This window comes from Sphingomonas aliaeris (assembly GCF_016743815.1).
In the GTDB taxonomy this organism is placed as follows: Bacteria; Pseudomonadota; Alphaproteobacteria; order Sphingomonadales; family Sphingomonadaceae; genus Sphingomonas; species Sphingomonas aliaeris.
Map to the genome: position 1 here is coordinate 173,339 of NZ_CP061035.1, position 17,671 is coordinate 191,009.

A 17,671-nucleotide genomic window follows, 5' to 3' on the forward strand; every position below is an offset into this window, starting at 1 on the left:
GCCTCGGACGCCATCGGCCCCGACCGGATTATTGATTGGCCAGGTCTTTGGGCGGACCAAGGCGATCGATCTCCCAGGTGGCGATCGTCGCGCCGGTCGTCGGAAGCTCGATCCGTACCTCATCGACCGTGGTGGCGATCGCGCAGATCGGGCGTTGCTCGATACCGGCGGGCTGGACACAGCGCACCACAGGGCCGGTCTCTGCGCGCGCCAGCCGACCGATGATGTGCAGGCGGATCCCTTGCGACCCATCGAACTGCGATATGCGCTGCACCGTCTCGAAAGCGCGGCCAGCGCGAGCGAGAGGTGCATCCGCGCCGAAGGTCGCGATCGCCAGCGTCTGACCCGGCAGGGTCACCGGCGAGGTCCCGCTGGGCATGAAGTCGCCGATCCGGGCAGGGCAATGCTCGCTGCTGGACCAGGGACGATTGATCCAAAAACCGGTGGCGGTTGCCGTCTCGCCGCCTTGACGAACGTGCCAGTCCGGCCCGCTCCAGGCGACCGGGGTCACCGAAACCCGGAGCGTTCCCGTGGATGGATCATATTGCCAGCCCATCGCGGTTGCGGCGGGATCGTTCGGTCCGGAGCAGCCGAATGGCAGGACCAGGTCGAACTGCCGCCCTGCCGAAGAGGCCAACTCGGCGGGCGGCGATCGGCCGGCCGCGAAAGCGTCCGCGGCCGCATCCGCCAGCGCCAGCAACTCGGCACGGCCGAGCGTCGTCGCTGCTGCCTTGGCAGGCGAAGACGACGGGGCGGGCGCCGGTGACGGAGACATCACGATCGTGGCAGGTGCAGGGTCTGGAGCGCTCTCCCGACCCACAAGGAATCCTGCCATAGCCACCGCGATCGCAGCCGCCAGACCACCACCGATGGCAAGACGGCTGGAACGGGGGCTGGGTTCGCGCATCCCGGCATGATAGCGAAAAACCACTGTCGCTCCACTCCCAATGCGCTTGCCCGCATGTTGACACTGCGTGCGTCGCGTCCGACGCAGGGGCCGACATGCCGTTCGACCAGATCCTGACGCTCGCCGTCCTCGTTGCGGTCGTCGCCGCGCTCATCTGGGACAAGGTGCGGGCCGACGTGGTCGCGCTTGCGGGTGCGGCGGTGCTGCTGATGGCGGGCGTCGTCCGGCCGGTTGCGATGCAGGGCGCGTTTGCCAGCCCGGCGATCGTCGCGCTCGCCTCGCTCTTCGTCATCGCCTATGCGCTTGAGCTCTCGGGATTGCTCGACCGCGCGATCGAGCGCGCCGTCTCCATGTGCCGCCGACTGGGGACCGCAGGCATCTGGCTGTTGCTGTCGATGATCGGCTGCGTATCCTGTTTCCTGAATTCGACACCGATCGTCGTCCTGGGCGCGCCGGTGGTGCGTGACGTAGCGACGGCACTCGGCCAGAGCCCGAAACGCTATCTGATTCCGCTGTCCTACGTGACCATCCTGACGGGGTGCTGCACCCTGATCGGCACCTCGACCAACCTGCTTGTCGACGACATGGCGAGCGTCGCGGGCCAGCCGCGCTTCGGCATCTTCGAGGTGACGCCGGTCGGCTTGCCGATGGCGATCGTCGGGGGGCTCTACCTCTTCCTTTTCAGCAATCGACTGCTCGGCGGAAGGCATGCGGACGAGGTACCGGAAGGCGGGCCTGTGTCGGTCGACGCCACGCGGATCGCCAGTGCCTCGGTCGGCAATGCCAGCGTCTTCGCCGAGCATCGCCCGCTCCAGCCGCGAAAGGCGATCGCCGCACTGACCGTCTTTGCAGGGGCCATCGCGCTGGCCACCGCGGGCGTTGCGCCGATCGCCGCCACCGCTTTTGCAGGGGCGGTGCTGCTCATCCTGTTGCGCGTCATCAGCGCGGACGAGGCGTATCACGGCCTCAAACCCGAGATACTGGTGCTGATCGCAGGGATGGTGGTGATTGGGATCGCCATGGAGGAAAGCGGGTTGGCGGCGGGCATTTCCAGCACGCTGATTTCCAGCGTGCACGGGCTCGATCCGCTGATCGCACTGGTGGCGCTGTATCTGGTTACGATGGTCCTGACCGAATTGCTGTCGAACGCTACGGTCGCTGTGTTGGTCACCCCGATCGCGGTGGCGCTCGCCGACAGCCTGGCGGTCAGCCCGCGTCCGTTCCTGGTGGCGGTGATGATGGCGGCAAGCGCAGCGTTCGCGACGCCGTTCGGCTATCAAACCAACGTCATCGTCTACCAAATGGCCGGCTACCGCTACATGGATTTCGTTCGACTTGGCTTGCCACTCAACCTGCTGACATGCGCCGTTGCAGTCGCGGCGATCCGCATCTTCTTCCCTTTCTAGCGCGATGTCGCAGCTGCGACGGAATGGGTGATCATTCCTCGCGCTCGATGATGGAGACGCCCGATCGGGCTATCGCCTCCGCGTTCGATTGCGCGCCCCCCTGCGGGACCCAGCCCGGCATGGTCTGGCCTGAAGCTCGATAAATGGGAGCGCAAGGTTTGCAGTGATCATGTTCGAGGGCTTCTCTTAATTTCTATCGTTGGCCAACGACTTGATATTGCTGGCCCGGCTGCTGAAGAGCGTCGAGCCACGTGACTGCCGCATTTTCGCTGATGAAAAAGTTCAGGATCTCGCCACGGGATAGAGCGCGGCGCATCTGCATCTTCACGAGGCTCGACGACACAAGGATCGCTACCCGGTCGCCCGGCCGATAGATCCTGCTGGTCGCGTCCTGTACGCAGGCCTGGCCCTCCGGACTGTGTGGCTTCAGATCGACGGCGTTGATGAGGACCCGTATCGGGCGGCCTGCTGCACGCCAGCGCTTTACCACGGCGGCATTGTTGGCGAAATGATCGCGCAAGGTAGACAAGTCGAAAAAACCACTGACATTGATGAAAATCGCTTCCTGAAGCCGATCCTCTTCGATCCTGTATCGGGGCTTGTCTGCGAGAGAAGAGCTGAACATAAACGTGGCGTATGAAGGCGCGGTTACGAATTAGTGTATGATCCAGAACGGTTTTATTCGAAGGATTTCGGGCCTTTGATTTGCCTGGGCAGCGCGGAATAGGCTGGGGTTAGGGTCAAGACTCGTTGCTGACAGCCGACGTATGCCGGTTGCAGAAAGCAACGGCGGTGAAAAGAGTTTGGGCGCCGGTCGTAACGAGTGGCACCGCGCCGCCAATTCTTAGGCCCAGAACATGATTTCGCTGCGGCTGGAGCCGGTAGCGGTGCTTGTCGTAGCGAACCGGCTCTTGGCTTGGAAAGCGTCTCCCACCAGTTCGCATTGTAGCCAATTGCGGAATTTTTTTGAACGTCCCTCACAAGGCCGTGGCGTTGTTCGTGCCAAAGCAGCAACGACTTGCCGATCAGGCGATGGCAGCGCCTTTCAATCGCTCACCCGCACCAGCATCTTTCCGGCGTTGCTGCCGCTGAACAGCCCGATCAATGCCTCCGGTGCGCTTTCGAAGCCGTCGACGATCGTTTCCTGATACTTGATCCGGCCGGCCTTCAGCCATTCGGTCATGTCGTGCGTGAAGCGGTCGTTCAATCCGGCGAAATCGGTCGAGACGAAGCCCTGCATCCTGACGCGGCGGTAGATCATCTCGAACAGATTGTTCACGCCTTCGCCGGCGCCGTTATAGGTCGAGATCATCCCGCACAACGGAATGCGGCCGTTGACGTTCATCAGCTTGAGCGCGGCGTCGAGGTGTGCGCCGCCGACATTCTCGAAATAGACGTCGATGCCCTTCGGCGTCGCGGCCGCCAGCGCGGCGGGCAGATCGCTTGTCTTGTAGTTGATCGCGGCATCGATCCCCGCTTCGTCGAGCAGCCAGGATAGTTTCGCATCGCTGCCGGTTATGCCGACGACATGGCAGCCCCTGATCTTGGCGATCTGCGCCGCGACCGACCCGACCGCGCCGCCTGCGGTGGACACCACGACCTGTTCGCCGTCCTTGAGCGCGCCGATTTCCAGCAGGCCACCATAAGCGGTCAGGCCGGTTCCGCCCAAGGCGTGCATGTAGACGCTGAGCGGCAGGGCGGGATCGGGGTGCAGGATGCGGACGACGCCGGCCGGGACGACGAACCGTTCGCGCATGCCGGCGCCGTGGCGGACCAAAGCGCCTTTTTGTATTGCCGGGTCGCGCGACGAGACGACGCGCCCGATCCCGGTGCCGAGCATCGCCTCGTTCAGCGCCTGATCGGCGTTGAGGCGTGGCCGCATATAGGGATCGACGGACAGCAGGACCGCCTCGACCTCGATCTCCCCCGGTCGCGGCTCGGCCAGATCCGACGAGACGATTTCGAAATCCTTGGCGACGGGTACGCCGTTCGGGCGGCGGACGAGATGGATCTGGCGCGTTTGCATGGACGTTTCCTTGAAACCTGTGCGGGTTATGCGGCGGCGCTGGGGCGAGCGGAAGCCCGTTCGTGCCACGCCGCGACGGATGTCCTGTTCCCCACCGGGTCCAGCCCGATCAACGTGGCGAAGTCGATCATCGTCAGGGCTGCGATATCGCACATCGTGTAGCGTTCGCCCGCGATGAATGTTCGGCCGTCGGCAATCTCGCAGTCGAACCAATCCATCGCGCGGGCAAGGGTGATGCGATTGGATTCGCCGAAGACGACATGCTGTTCGACCAATGCCGCGGTCGCGGGATGCGCGTGACGCCAGAACATGCGCGTCGGTTCGGCCAGTTGGATCTCGATCCGGCGGATCCACATGTCGATCACGCCGATCTCGACCGGGGTGCGTCCGAACATCGGGGGTTCGGGATGAAGCGCGTCGAGGTAGCGGCAGATCGATATCGTCTCGGTGATCGTGGTGCCGTCGTCGAGTTCGAGCACCGGAACCTGCCCGAGCGAATTGCGCTTCATATGATCGGGCGACTTGTGATCCCGTTCGCGCAGATCGAGCGGGATTTCGGGCAGCGTGATGCCCTTTTCCGCGGCGAAGATGCGTACGCGGCGAGGATTCGGCGCCGGCATGGGCGCACCGTAGAATTCCATAAAAACACCCTCCGTCACAGTCTGAAGTCCAGGGTCAGCCCGATGGTGCGTACCGCATCCGGGCTGTAATATTGCAGATAGCCGCCCGGGTTCAGCGTCGTCGTCGGGCTGGGGTTTTTCTGCGCCGCCCATCTCTTGTCGAGCAGGTTGATCGCGAACAGGCCGACACGCCACCGACTGTCCGCCGCGCCGATCCCGACATTGCCGCCGAGCAGCCCGAACGCCTTCTGGATCGTCCCCGGATCGCCATTCGCCGAGTAATTGACGTCGGATTGGCCGGTAAAGTTGAACTGCACCGAGGCGCGCAGATCGGATCCGATCAGACGCTGGTAATCGGCGACGAGATTGTAGCTGAACCTGGGCGCAGCGGCGAGCCGCAGTCCGGCGGCGTTGAAGAACCCGTCGATCGACGTCGGGTTGGCGGGCGGCGCGGTGCATGGCCCGCCCTGCGCGACCTTGGGTTGGCCGAAATAGCATTGGACGCCATTGAACTCGCCGTATTTCGCATCGACATAGGCGCCGCCGCCGCTGAGCGTCAGATCGGGCATCGGGCGGGCGATAATGCTGAATTCGACGCCTTTGCTGTTGAGCGAACCGGCATTGGTGATGCGGTTCGCGTAGCTCGCGCTCGACAGATCGGCGACCTGCGCCTGGAAATCGCGGACGTGCGTCTTGAACAAGGTCGCGTTCACCGTCAGCCGCCGGTCGAGCATCGTGGCGCGAATACCGAGTTCGTAATTGGTCGGGATTTCCGGCGCGACACGCTGGTCCTGCGATGCGTTCGACACGGTCAGGCCGCTGAAACCTGGGCCTTTATAACCGCGCGAAACCGTCGCGTAGGTCATGATCTGATCGCTCACGCTATATTGCGCGCCGACCCTGAAGGAGAAGTTGGTGTTAGAGGTCTCCTGGCGCAGCGACAGGGTGACGCCGCCCGGGATGGGGATCGTCCCCGGCACCGAGCCGCGGCTATAGTCCAGTTTCAGCACGTCGCGCGTCAGGCGACCGCCGAGAATGAAATTCAACTTGTCCGTCGCGTGGACATTGGCCTGCGCGAAGGCGGCATAGCTACGCGAATGGACGCGGTTGGTGAGATTGCCGTCGAATATCGTCCCGACCGGCTGGGAGGGTACGACGCGGATGACCGTTCCGTTCGATGCCGGGACGATCCATTCCAGCCGGCCCTGCTGGTCGATAAAGCCCTTCGCATGCTGGTCGAAGAAGAACAGTCCGGCGACATAATCGATCAGGCCCCCGGTCGGCGACGTCAGCCTGAGTTCCTCGCTGATCTGGCGCAGCGCATTCGATCCGCCGTTCCGGTCGACGTAATTCACCGTCGTATTGTCGCCGTCGTAGAAGGATTCACGGTAGGACTGGCGGTACGCGGTGAGCGACGTGAGCGCATAATCGCCCATATCGTAATTGATTTCCGCCGAACCGCCGCCGCGCTTCGCATAGCCATAGGATCGGCCGCCGATCGCGACGTAGCGGTTGGTGGGGGATGCGGTAATCCCGTATTGCGCCAGCGTCACGGCCGGCGCGTAGCCCGGCGCGTTCTTCGCCCACACCATAGAACAGCAGAAGCGGCCGACCTCCGAATAATCGGCGGACAGGAAGACGCTGAGCGCATCCGTCGGTTTCCACAGGAATTTCGCGCCGCCACCATAGTTCAACTGCCCGTCGACGTCGCGCGGCAGGGCCGGGTTGAGGTTGCGGACCACGCCGTCGCGCTGCTTGTAGAAACCGAACACGCGCAGTGCGGAGGTTTCGGAAATCGGCAGGTTGCCGATCAGATTGGCGACGCCGTGCCCCTGCGTGCCCAGTTCGCCATGACCGACCAGTTCGGCCACGCCGATCTTCGGCCGGACGGTGGTGAACGACACCAGGCCGGCGGATGCGTTCTTGCCGAACAGCATGCCTTGCGGGCCGCGCAGGATCTCGACGCGTTCGATATCGACCAAGGTCGAAATGGTCGAGGGATCGCCCAGTACGACGCCGTCGACGACGGTCGATATGCTCTGTTCGATACCGGCCGAAAAGCTGCTGGTGCCGATACCGCGGATCAGGAAGCCGGAATTACCGGCGCTGGTGCTTTGTTTGTACCGCACGCTGGGGTCGATCAACGTCAATTGCTGCGGGCTGGTGATGTTCAGGCGCTGCAAGGCGTCGCCCCGTACCGCGGTGATCGCGACGGGGACGCGCTGAACGCTTTCGGCGCGGCGTTGCGCGGTCACGACGATTTCCGCCGTGACGTCGCTCGACAATGGGGGGGCGGCACCGGCGTCGGCCGGGCTGGTCTGCGGAATCGTTTCCGCGGCGGTCGTCGCGGTGGCCGTTCCGACCTGGGTCGTCTGTGCCGATGCGCCGGCCGGCAGGGCAAGCGCGGACACTCCGGTCAGTAACGTTACGATGGTCGTGCGTGTGTGCATTACGATCCTCCCCTGACAGGTCCGACCGGGATCGGACGACAAACGGAGGACGCCGCAACGCCGTGTAGACATGTCCGGCCGCTCTCCTGCGCACCTTGGCTCGTTCGAAGCCCTATTGGTGCGATGGTTATAATCTAGATTCGAACTGGACGATCGGTCAACCCCGTTCATTCGCTTGCAAATCATATCGGGAAGGTGCTTGATCGATCGATGCGCGACCCGATCGACTCCGATTCAGTGCCGATCGACCCGGTGGCGGCGGACGGAACGCAGCTGTCGCGCCGGGAAATCTACGATCTGGTATGGTCGAAGTCGATGACGACGATCGCGAGCGAACTGGGCCTGTCGGGAAATGGACTCGCCAAGATCTGCGATCGATTGCTCGTGCCGTACCCGACGCGCGGATATTGGGCGAAGGTCTATGCCGGCAAGGACGAGGCGCAGACGCCCTTGCCGCCGGCGCCGGCCGGTATCGATCTGCATGCGACGATCGCCCCGGCGCGATCCCGGTCGCGGCGCCCCCGGCAGCGGCTGACGCGCGAGGAGCGGCGCGAGAAGATCCTGGCGCAGGGCGAGGCGCTGGTGCGCGCGGAAGGCGTGCATGCGGTGTCGATGAAGCGTGTCGCGCGCGACCTCGGCATGAGCGAGGCGCAAAGCTATAACTACTTCAAGAGCGCGGCCGAATTGCTTGCGGCGATCGCGCGTTCCGAACTGGTCGAGATGAACAAGGCGCGGCTCGCCGCCAGCCGCCACTGTACCGATCCCCGGATGCGCTACACGCTGACGACCCTGGCCTATCTACGGCAGGTCGCGACGCGCGGCGAAGTGCTGCAGCAATTGCTCGGCCTGCCCGATGTCCGCGCGATCCTGCGCGAGGAGCATGAGGACCGCCGCAACGCCAACCGCAAGGTGTTCGGCGACGTGTATCAGGAGGCGTACCGCGTCCCGCCGCAGGTCAGCGCGATCGTCGGTGCGATGCTGACCGCGCTGTCGCTTCGGGGCGGGCGGCTGCTGGCGCGCGGCAAGATCGATCTCGCCACGGCGGAACGGCTGGTCATGCCCGCGATCGGCGGCGGACAGGCGCATATGATCGACCGCTACGGCACCCGATCATAGGAAGTCCGCGCCGGCGGCGACTTCGGCCACATGCGCGGGCGTCTGGCCGTCCAGCGCGGCGAGGCTCGCCACGATCGTCTCGCCGCACAGGCGGCGGGCCAGTTCGGCATCCACATCGCCGTGGAAGACCTTGCGGCCGGCTTCTTCCGGTATAGTCAGCAGCAATTGCACGATGACCATCGCCTCGCGCGACGACAGTCCCAGTTCGCGTTTCAGCCGTCGCGCGATGGGCAGGAGCATCACGGATGCGCGACCGAACGTGGTGCGATCCGGCCCCTGTTCCAGGAACGCGTCCGCGAGCAGCACGTGCAGCAGCGGCCCGTGCCGGCTGACGAGATCGAAATAGAGATCGGCGCAATCGCGGGCCGCGGTCAGGACATCGGGTTGAGCGACGGCGTGGCGCAGGGCGGTGCGATCGACCACCGCCAGCGCATCGCTCAACAAGGCCGATCCCAGCGCATACTGGTTCGGAAAATAGTTGTAGACCAGCGCCTTGCTCACCTTGGCCGCGCAGGCCAGCCGCTCGAACGAGATCGGGAAACCGCCCTGGCCGAGCACTTCGCGCGCGGCATGGCGGAGCAGGTCCGCCTGGCGTTCGTCGCGGTTGAAGCGGGGCTGGCGATCGCTCGTCGCGGCGGACGCCGGTTCGTTGCCGCCGGGTTGGGATCGGTGCTCGATCATGGCTCCGGCATATCGACTGCCGGGGTCAAGGGCTAGTCGCTCCCGCGGCCTGCGCTTCGCGCGACACGCTGCCGGCCTGAAGCCGCTCGACCAAGGCGATATACGGCCGGTATCCGATCAGCAGGCAGGTGAGCGACAGGATCAGCATCGCGACGCTGACCGCCAGGATCGCGAGATGGATCATCGCGGGATCATGGAATACCCGGTCCGTCATCAGCGCGATCAGCGTCGGGCCGAGGCCCAGCCCGAGCAGGTTGATGACGAGCAGCGCGATCGAGATCGCCGTGCCGCGCATCTGGTTGGGGACCATCTGCTGAATGATCGCCGGGCTGAGACCGTTCAGGAAGGTGGGCAGAAACACCGTGCCGGCCAGCGGGATCAGCGCCAATCCGCCGTCCGGCAACAGCGTATAGCCGAAGATCAACGGGATCGTCGCGATCTTCACCCACAAGGCGGCGCGCAACCGGCCCGAAGCGCCGCGCCGCCGCGTCATGACATCGCCCAGCCAGCCGCCGCACAGCACGCCCGCCGTCCCGAACGTCAGCAGGAGCAGGCCGTAAATGTGCCCGATCTCGACCGCGGTCCACCCGTGCCGCCGGATGAACATCGTCGGCACCCACGCCGCGACTCCGTATCCCGCAACGGCGGAAAACCCCATGAAAAGGTTGATCGACAGGAATGCGCGCTTGTTCTCGCGCAGATAGGCGAAAACGTCGCGCAGCGGCAGTGCCGCCGCGACCTGGCTGCCATCCGCGGCGGTGATCGAATGTACCGCGCCGGTCCGCCGTGGTTCGCGCAGGCACAAGGCGACGAGAGCGACGAGCAACCCGGGCAGGCCGATGATCAGGAAGACGGATTGCCACGGCCGGATCTCGCCGACCAGCGGCAGCAACATCGGCCCGGATTGCAGCGTCCCGGCGATGATCGTCGCGCCGATCACCAACGCGAGACCGCCGCCGATATAGATACCGATGCTGTAGACCGCGAGCGGCAGGCCGACCTTGTGCGGTGGGAAATGGTCGCCGATCAGGGAGTTGGCCGCCGGTGTCAGGACGGCTTCGCCCGCGCCGACCCCCATGCGCAATGCGAGCAATGCGCCATAGCTGCGCACCAGTCCGCAGCCGGCGGTCGCCAGGCTCCAGAATGCGATCCCACCCGCGACGAGCCAGGTGCGCCGTTTCGAGTCGACCAGCCGGCCGAGCGGCAGGCCAACCAGCACGTTGCACAAGGCGAAGGCCAATCCCTGCAACAGACTGATCTGCGTATCGCTCAGCCCCAGGTCCCGCTTCATCGGCTCGACCAGCAGGCTGAGGATCTGGCGGTCGAGGAAGGAGAAGACATAGGCCACCGTCAGGACGAACACGACGAACCAGCCGTAAGCGGCGGAGGGATAATCCTGTTCGACGGAGATCGGGATGGCGCCGTCGGCCGCGAGTGTCCTGCCAGCCATGTAACCTCTCCCACGCATGCATTGGTCAAAACGCCAACACTATTGGTGCGATATATAGATTTTAATCCGCGGCTCCTGTCAATCGGCGTTCGTTCGCCGTGTGCGGAATCACTTCGTTATCGGCGCGAGCGGCGATCGCGCCGATCGGATAGCCCGTGGGCGGAGGGATCGGGCGCGGGCCGGAAGCGTTGGCAGCCCGTTACTATGCATGCCGGATACTATGCATGCCGGCGTTCATCGCCGGCACCGGTGCGCACCAGCCACTCTATCGGAGACCTGCCATGCTTCGTTCGTTCCTCATCGGCCTCGTCGCGGGCCAGCGTGGCATCACGCCGCTGGCGGTGATCGCCACCGCCACCCGCCGCGACGAGATCGCGCCCGACCTTCCGCTCCAGAAGCTCATGCTGAACCCGGTGATCGCGGCCGGGACCGTTGCCTTCGCCGCTGCCGAGATGGCAGGCGACAAGATGAAGACCGCGCCGGACCGGACGGTGCCGATCGGACTTGCCGTACGCGGCATCACCGCGGCCTATGCGGGCGCCGCGCTGGCACCGCGCGACAAACGCGTCCTGGGCGCCGCCATCGCGGTCGGCGCGGCGTTCGCCTCGTCTTATGCCGGGCTGGCGGCCCGCAAATGGGGCATGCGGCGCTACGGCCAGACCGCGACCGGCTTCGTCGAGGATGCCGTGGTATTCGGCAGCGGACTGGCCATCGCCAATCCGTCGCTATTCGCGAAAAAAGGCTGATCGGGATCGTCCGATGATCGAGCCGTGATCGACGCGAAAAGGGGTCCCGGTCGCGACCGGGACCCCTAATATGGATCGCGTCGGGGATGGTCGCTTACCGGATGCGATGGCCGTAAACGTCCTGCACCTCGACGGGGCCAAGGTTCAGCGCGCGGATATCCGCTTCGATGCGCTGTAGATCGCCGGCAATCGTCCACACGAAATCGTCGCTGCGGAAATCCTGCTTGGCGAGATCGCGCGCTTCCTGGAGGGTGATGCTGCGCACGACGTCCGGGGTGGTCCTGACGAAGTCCAGCGGCATCCCGCGCGCGTCCGCGTCGGTTATCGCGGTCATGTATGCGCCGTTCGACGACAGGAACGGCGCGAACGAATTCATTAGATTGTCGCGCTCGATCGTCAGTTCGCTGTCGGTCATCGGCCGGGTGGTGATGTACGCCTCGATCTCCTTGGTGATCTCCTTGATCGCGGGCGTCGTCGCATCGGTCTGCACGGACCCCTTGACGTAGAAGGTGCGCTGCGAGCGGATCGAATTGCCGAGCCCGGTCGACATGCAGTACGTCCAGCCCTTATCCTCACGCAGGTTGAGGTTGATCCGGCTGGTAAACGCTCCGCCGATCGGGCCGTTGCTGAGGATTTCTGTCATCGCCCGACGCATCGACCAGGGCTCGATCAGCCGCCCGGCCATGATGTTGCTCTGCTGCGCCCCTGGGACGTCGATCAGGACGACCTTGACGCCGGTCGGCCGCGCCGGTGGCGCATCGATGGTACCTGCCGGGCGTGCCTTAAGGTGCCATTGCGCAAAGTTCCGCTCAACCAGCGTCCGTGCATGGTCCAGCGTGATATCGCCGACGAAATAGACGGTCATGTTGGCCGGGCCGACTTCCTTATTGTAGAAGTCGACCATCTTGTCGCGATTGATGGCGCGCACCGTTTCCCGGGTGTCGATCTTGCCGTTGGGGTGATCGGTACCCCACAAAGCGAGCGAGAAAAGCGTGTCCTGAGCGCCGGCGGGATTGTCTTCATAGGTGTCGTACGAAGGACCGACCTGCATCATGTACTCGTCGATCTTCTTCTGCGGGAAGGCCGGTTCGCGGACCACTTCGGACACGAAGTCCATCGCCTCGTCCAGTCGCGGCGAGATGGTGGAGAACTGGATGCTGCTGCGCCGGTCCCCGGCACTGGCGGATGGCGAAATCGACAGTTCGCGCATCCGCCCCGCGATCCGGTCGGCGGGATGGCGGGCGCTGGCATCGAAGATGCTGCCGAACGTGAAGCTGGCAAGGTCGGGCGCATAGGGACGATCGATATATTTGCCCGTCGCGAACTGTATGGAGACATCGACCATCGGCAGTTTCGGGCGCCGGACCACGACGACCTTTGCGCCGTTGGCGAGCGTTGCCTGCTCGATCGGGGGAAACTCCAGCGTCGCGACGGTCGGCGGCACCGCAGGCATTGTCTTGCGATCGACCGACCCGGCGGTCGGGGGCTGCGAGCGGGCCTCCGGGAATGTTTCGGTCGTCAGGTACGGCCGCTGCAGCCAGTTGCGAGCAGTCGCCGCGATATCGGCGGTGGTCGCATCGTTTTCCCAGCGCCGCGCCGTCTTGAACAACAACGGGTCGCCGGCTTCCAGCTCGCCCGCTTCGAGCATCCCACCCAGCACATCCGCATCGACGAAGGCCGACAGCAGGATCTCGTCCTTGTTGGCGAGATAGTCTTTCAGCGCGCCTGCATCAGGCCCCGCACGCAAGGCGTCGGCCATGACCGTATCCAACTTGCGCTCGACAAGCGCCAAGTCGGCGCCGGGCTTCAGCTCGACACTGACCGAAAAGATGCCGTTGACCTGAGAGTCGCTGTACATCGCGAACGCCGACAGCGCGGGTCCGTCATTCTCGACCAACGCGCGATTGAGCGGACTGTCGGGCGTGCCGAACAACGTGGCAGCGAACGTGCTCAGCAGCACCCCCTCTCGGCCATGACCGTGCGGCACCGGCCAGGACCGGGTGATCCGGCGATTGGCCGTCTTGTCATAGAATCGCAGGCGCCGGCCGGGGGTCATCGTCGGGATCCATTCGGCAATTTCCTGTATCCGCTGGCCCGGACGGACGTCCTTGAAATAATGGCCGACCTTCTCCCTCGCGGTTGCGACATCGATATCCCCGGCGAGCAGCAGGATCGCGTTGGCCGCACCGTAGTAGGAGTCGAACCATTCGCGGACATCGGCAAGCTTGGCATTGTCCAGATCGGTCATCGAACCGATCACGCCGTGAGCATAGGGATGGCCCTTTGGATACATCGCAGCCAGATAGGCGGCCGATTGCGCTGCACTTGCGGCGCTTTCGTTCTGGCGTTTTTCGTTCTTGACCACCGCACGCTGGCTATCCAGCGCGGCCTGGTCGACCGCGCCGAGCAAATACTGCATCCGGTCGCTTTCCATCCACAGCGCCAGATCCAGTTCGTTGGTCGGAACCGATTCGAAATAGCGGGTACGATCGGTCGTGGTGTTGCCGTTCATATTGAACACGCCGTTGTCCCGCAGCGGCGTGAAGAATTCACCCTTTCGATTGGATGTTTCCTGGAACATCAGATGTTCGAACAGGTGTGCGAAACCGGATTTGCCTTCGGGTTCGTCCTTTGATCCGACACGGTAGGTTGTCGATACGTAAACCTTCTTCTGGCTATGATCGGGATAGACGATCACGGTCAGACCATTGGGCAGAGTGAATTTTTCGAATTTGATTTCCAGGCGTTCCAGGGCAAGCGCGGCCGGGCCGAGCAACGGTTTGGCCGGGTGTTTTGCCGGGGCCGGCGGACGCTGCTGCGTCCGCTTCGCGCCGGTCGCCCCGCTCGCCAGCGCGGACGCCGCCACCATGGACAGTAATACTGTCAGCCTTGTCCCGGTTTTCTTCGCCACTGTGTCGCTCCACCACGCCCCGATGCGGGGTCGGGTGTCATTCTCGGCGTGAACCTTGCAGCATCATTGCAGCGCCGCGGCACGATCGGGGATCGGACATGCGGCGGGATCGGCTGATGCGGTTCCCTACAAGACTGCTGCAATCTTCGACTCTGACGATCCGGGGCAACGGGGGCGCCGACTCGCAAAAGCGGGCGGCGCGTCGATCAGGGGGAAAACATCACATGCACCGACGCCAGAAAGCCGCGCTGTTCCTGACCACGATCCTGGCGATGCCCGGCGCACTGATCGGCGGAATCGCGGCCGCGCAGACCATCCCCGCCGCACCTGTAACAGAGAAGCCGGCCCCTATGGAAGTTTCCGCGGATCAGGCGCAGGAGCCGAACGCCGCCGCGATGCCTTCCTTGAGCGATCCTGCGCAGGACGGCACGCCATTTTCCGATCCGTCGACCGATACGTCCGCCGACGATCTGGTAGTAGCAACCGGCACCCGGCTGCCGACGAACGATCCGACCAGTGACGTGCGCGTCTATACCGCTGAAGATATCCGGGCGCTGGGCGTGTCCAACGTGCAGGATTTCATCCGCACGCTGCCGCAGAACCAGGCGTCGGTCGGGACCGGGCTGAACAATCGCAGCGAAACCGAAGTACGGTTCGACGATGGCGGGCTGGGCGGGCTTGGCGTCGGCGGGATCAACCTGCGCGGGCTCGGCACCAAGAACACGTTGGTTTTGCTCAACGGACGGCGGATCGCCGGCGCGGCAGGGATCGAGGAGGGCTTCGCCAACATCAACAACATCCCGCTCGCTGCGATCGATCGGGTCGAAATCAGCCTGGGGGGCGGCAGTTCGGTCTACGGGTCGGACGCGCTTGGCGGCGTCGTGAACTTCATTCTCAAACGCGGCTATAACGGCTATTCCGTGACATCCCGCGCTGAACTCAGCAGCACGGGCGCGCATACGGCACAATGGACGGGCAGCGCCGCCCGGTCATGGGGGTCGGGATCGATCACCGCGACCGCGTCCTACAGCAGGATCAGGCCGGTCCAGAATGCCAAGCTGGGCTATACCACCCATGATTTTTCCGGCCGCATCACGCCGGAACAACTCGCCGCCGCGGGACGCACCAATTTCCCGTTGGACCAGAGAAGTCCGTCGGACGGCGCGCAGCCAGCCGCGCTTGCGCTATCCTACTCGGTTCCGTCCGCCGACCCCGATGGTTTTCCGGCTTTCTTCGATGAAACATTGCAATGGCGCGGGGGCGTCAACCATAGCAACCCGACCTTTGCCGGGCTCGGGCCGTTCGACTATCGTACGTCGCCCAGCATCATCCCGCGCGACGGCGGCGAATTCATGTCCAACCTGGGTTTTTCCGCCAGCATCGACCAGCGCGTGACCGACCGATTGCGGCTGACCATCGACTATCTGGGGTCGGTCAACACATCGACGCTGCGCGATGTGCAGGATGTGCTGAAGCTGGAAAATGTCCCGCTGGATCAGGCTTATAGTCCCATCAAGCTCAGCGATCTGCGGCCGGGGGCGCAGGACGCCTTTTTCTCTGCATATTATTACCCGACCGCCGAATATGCGTCGGGCAAGATCCCGCGCGGGTATCAGGAGACGACCGGCCGATCGCATACCCTTACCGGCGGGCTGATCTACGACTTCAGCAGGGATACGGTGGTCCGCGCCAATTACACATGGTCGCGGACCAGCTCGAAAGGATCGCAGCAGGGCCTGACGAACATAAGCTTCTACAATCCGATCAACGGCGTTTGCGGGGCCGACGACGGCGTCAGGAACACGATGGAGATCGCCGACATCGACGCGGTCGCCGCCCGGCAATGCGCCGCGATCCGCAGCAGCGATCCGAACGAGGCGTTCAATTTCCTCAGCGACGGAACGGCCACGACCGGCGCGCCGATCGACGTATTTTTCGTCAACCAGCGCCAGTTGAACAACAGTTCGTCGCAACATTCCGGGGACGCGCTGTTCACCGCCGCGCCGTTCAGCCTGCCTGCCGGCAAGGTCCGTATCGCGATCGGGGCCGAATACCGGACCAGCACCGTGGATGGGGAGCGGATCCGGTCCGAAACCTTCAGCACGCCCAGCGGCGTCACGGTCACGCGCGCGTCGCTTCGGCCTGCGACCAACGATGTCGGCGCCGCCTATGTGGAGCTGAGGCTTCCCCTGATCGGTCGCGACATGAACGTGCCGCTGATCCAGACCCTCGATATCTCCGCGAACGCGCGGTACGATCGTTATACGTATAAAGGCCCGATCGGCACCGTCGACAACATTCCCTATGCCGAGGGCGGGGAAGTGATCGAGGGGAAATCCAAGTTCGATCGCGTCAGTCCGCGGATCGGCGTCGCGTGGACGCCGGTATCCGGCCTGTCTTTCCGCGGATCGTGGTCGTCGAACTTCACGCCGCCGCCTTTCAGTTCGCTGTACAACGTGACGTCCGGCCAGGAGACGACGGCATTCCTGTTGCAGGATCCGCTGTCGCCGGACGGCGACGCCATCGAGTTCCGCGAAATCCCGCTGTTTCTGGAGGGCAATCCGCTCCTCAAGCCGGAAACGTCGCAAAGCTATCAGCTGAACGCCAACTGGACGCCCGCCGGAACGCTGTCGGGCCTCAATATCGAAACGAGCTATTACAAGACCAGGATCAAGGACCAGATCGGTTCGTCGATCGAACTGTTCTCCATCGTCTCGGCCGATCTGTATTTCGGCAATCCGGAATTCTTCCAGCGCGGTGCCGATGGCGAGATACGGTCGCAGACGATCAAGTCACTGAATATCGGGCGACTGGAAACGGAATCGATCGAGGTGAAGGCCGACTATTCGATCTATACGAGTTTCGGCACGATCACGCCCTCGCTATTCTATCTCCGCAACCTCCGGCAGAAGCGCACACCGGTAGCGGGTGGCGAGGCGCCGGATCTGACCGGCACGGCGCGCGGCATGGATCGATACAAGATCATCGGCTATCTCGATTATCAGGGCCGTCAGTTCTCCGCGCGTCTGACGGGACGATACACCCCGGCCTATCTGAACAATTACGGCGTCACCTTCATCGAAGGTGTGCCATTCGATGCCGACTTCGACGGCACGCCGGACGGATCGTTTCCGGTCAAGAGCCTGACGACGTTCGACCTGTCGGTGGCCTGGAATTACAGCCAGACGATCAGCATCAATGCCGGCGGCCGGAACATCTTCGACGCGGCACCGCCCTTCGCCCTGATCGAACGTCGTCCGTTCGACGCATCGCGATACGACATTCGCGGCCGGGTGCTGTATCTGGAGGCGCGCATGTCGTTCTGACCCCGTTGGCGCGGGGTATTCGGGAACGGCGC

The 17,671-nt window shown here is 64.0% G+C and carries 12 protein-coding genes; 4 read left to right on the plus strand and 8 right to left on the minus strand.

The features are described from left to right. Positions 1–28 precede the first annotated feature (28 nt). Complete coding sequence (locus tag H5J25_RS00720) at positions 29–775, minus strand: hypothetical protein (RefSeq protein ID WP_202093836.1); 747 nt, start codon at positions 773–775, stop codon at positions 29–31. A 227-nt stretch (positions 776–1,002) separates the two neighbouring features. On the opposite strand from H5J25_RS00720, the gene H5J25_RS00725 reads away from it, so the two are divergent. Beyond that, the gene (locus H5J25_RS00725; protein ID WP_202093838.1) at positions 1,003–2,313 is read left to right on the plus strand and encodes an SLC13 family permease; all 1,311 of its coding nucleotides are present in this window, start codon (positions 1,003–1,005) and stop codon (positions 2,311–2,313) included. A 193-nt stretch (positions 2,314–2,506) separates the two neighbouring features. Here H5J25_RS00725 and H5J25_RS00730 read toward each other — a convergent pair whose 3' ends face one another. The 4 genes from H5J25_RS00730 to H5J25_RS00745 form a co-directional block, all read right to left on the minus strand. Then, on the minus strand, positions 2,507–2,938 hold the full coding sequence (locus tag H5J25_RS00730; protein WP_202093840.1) for a hypothetical protein: 432 nt from the start codon (positions 2,936–2,938) through the stop codon (positions 2,507–2,509). Between the two features lie 420 nt (positions 2,939–3,358). After that, positions 3,359–4,339, minus strand: a complete 981-nt coding sequence (locus tag H5J25_RS00735; RefSeq protein ID WP_202093841.1) for an NADP-dependent oxidoreductase — start codon at positions 4,337–4,339, stop codon at positions 3,359–3,361. Between the two features lie 26 nt (positions 4,340–4,365). Then, entirely contained in the window at positions 4,366–4,980 is a 615-nt protein-coding gene (locus H5J25_RS00740; protein ID WP_202093843.1) for a glutathione S-transferase family protein, read from the minus strand. A gap of 14 nt (positions 4,981–4,994) precedes the next feature. Next, positions 4,995–7,409 carry a TonB-dependent receptor gene (locus H5J25_RS00745; RefSeq protein WP_202093844.1) on the minus strand — a complete coding sequence of 805 codons (2,415 nt, stop codon included), beginning with the start codon at positions 7,407–7,409 and terminating at the stop codon, positions 4,995–4,997. Positions 7,410–7,619: 210 nt separating this feature from the next. Here H5J25_RS00745 and H5J25_RS00750 point away from each other — a divergent pair, with 210 nt between their 5' ends. Continuing rightward, complete coding sequence (locus tag H5J25_RS00750) at positions 7,620–8,525, plus strand: TetR/AcrR family transcriptional regulator (protein ID WP_202093845.1); 906 nt, start codon at positions 7,620–7,622, stop codon at positions 8,523–8,525. Here the strand turns inward: H5J25_RS00750 and H5J25_RS00755 are convergent. Both H5J25_RS00755 and H5J25_RS00760 read right to left on the minus strand, forming a co-directional pair. Next, positions 8,520–9,206 (minus strand): TetR/AcrR family transcriptional regulator, encoded by a 687-nt coding sequence (locus H5J25_RS00755; protein WP_202093846.1) that lies wholly within the window; start codon positions 9,204–9,206, stop codon positions 8,520–8,522. The two genes, H5J25_RS00750 and H5J25_RS00755, sit on opposite strands and share 6 nt — an antisense overlap. Positions 9,207–9,231: 25 nt before the next feature. Next, positions 9,232–10,656 (minus strand): MFS transporter, encoded by a 1,425-nt coding sequence (locus H5J25_RS00760; protein WP_202093847.1) that lies wholly within the window; start codon positions 10,654–10,656, stop codon positions 9,232–9,234. A 281-nt stretch (positions 10,657–10,937) separates the two neighbouring features. Here H5J25_RS00760 and H5J25_RS00765 point away from each other — a divergent pair, with 281 nt between their 5' ends. Next, complete coding sequence (locus H5J25_RS00765; protein WP_202093848.1) at positions 10,938–11,402, plus strand: DUF4126 domain-containing protein; 465 nt, start codon at positions 10,938–10,940, stop codon at positions 11,400–11,402. A 94-nt stretch (positions 11,403–11,496) separates the two neighbouring features. Here H5J25_RS00765 and H5J25_RS00770 read toward each other — a convergent pair whose 3' ends face one another. Further along, complete coding sequence (locus H5J25_RS00770) at positions 11,497–14,313, minus strand: M16 family metallopeptidase (RefSeq protein ID WP_202093849.1); 2,817 nt, start codon at positions 14,311–14,313, stop codon at positions 11,497–11,499. Positions 14,314–14,537: 224 nt separating this feature from the next. Between H5J25_RS00770 and H5J25_RS00775 the strand changes: the two genes are divergently transcribed. After that, positions 14,538–17,639: a TonB-dependent receptor domain-containing protein gene (locus H5J25_RS00775; protein WP_202093850.1), complete on the plus strand. Its 3,102-nt coding sequence runs from the start codon at positions 14,538–14,540 to the stop codon at positions 17,637–17,639. Positions 17,640–17,671 lie beyond the last annotated feature (32 nt).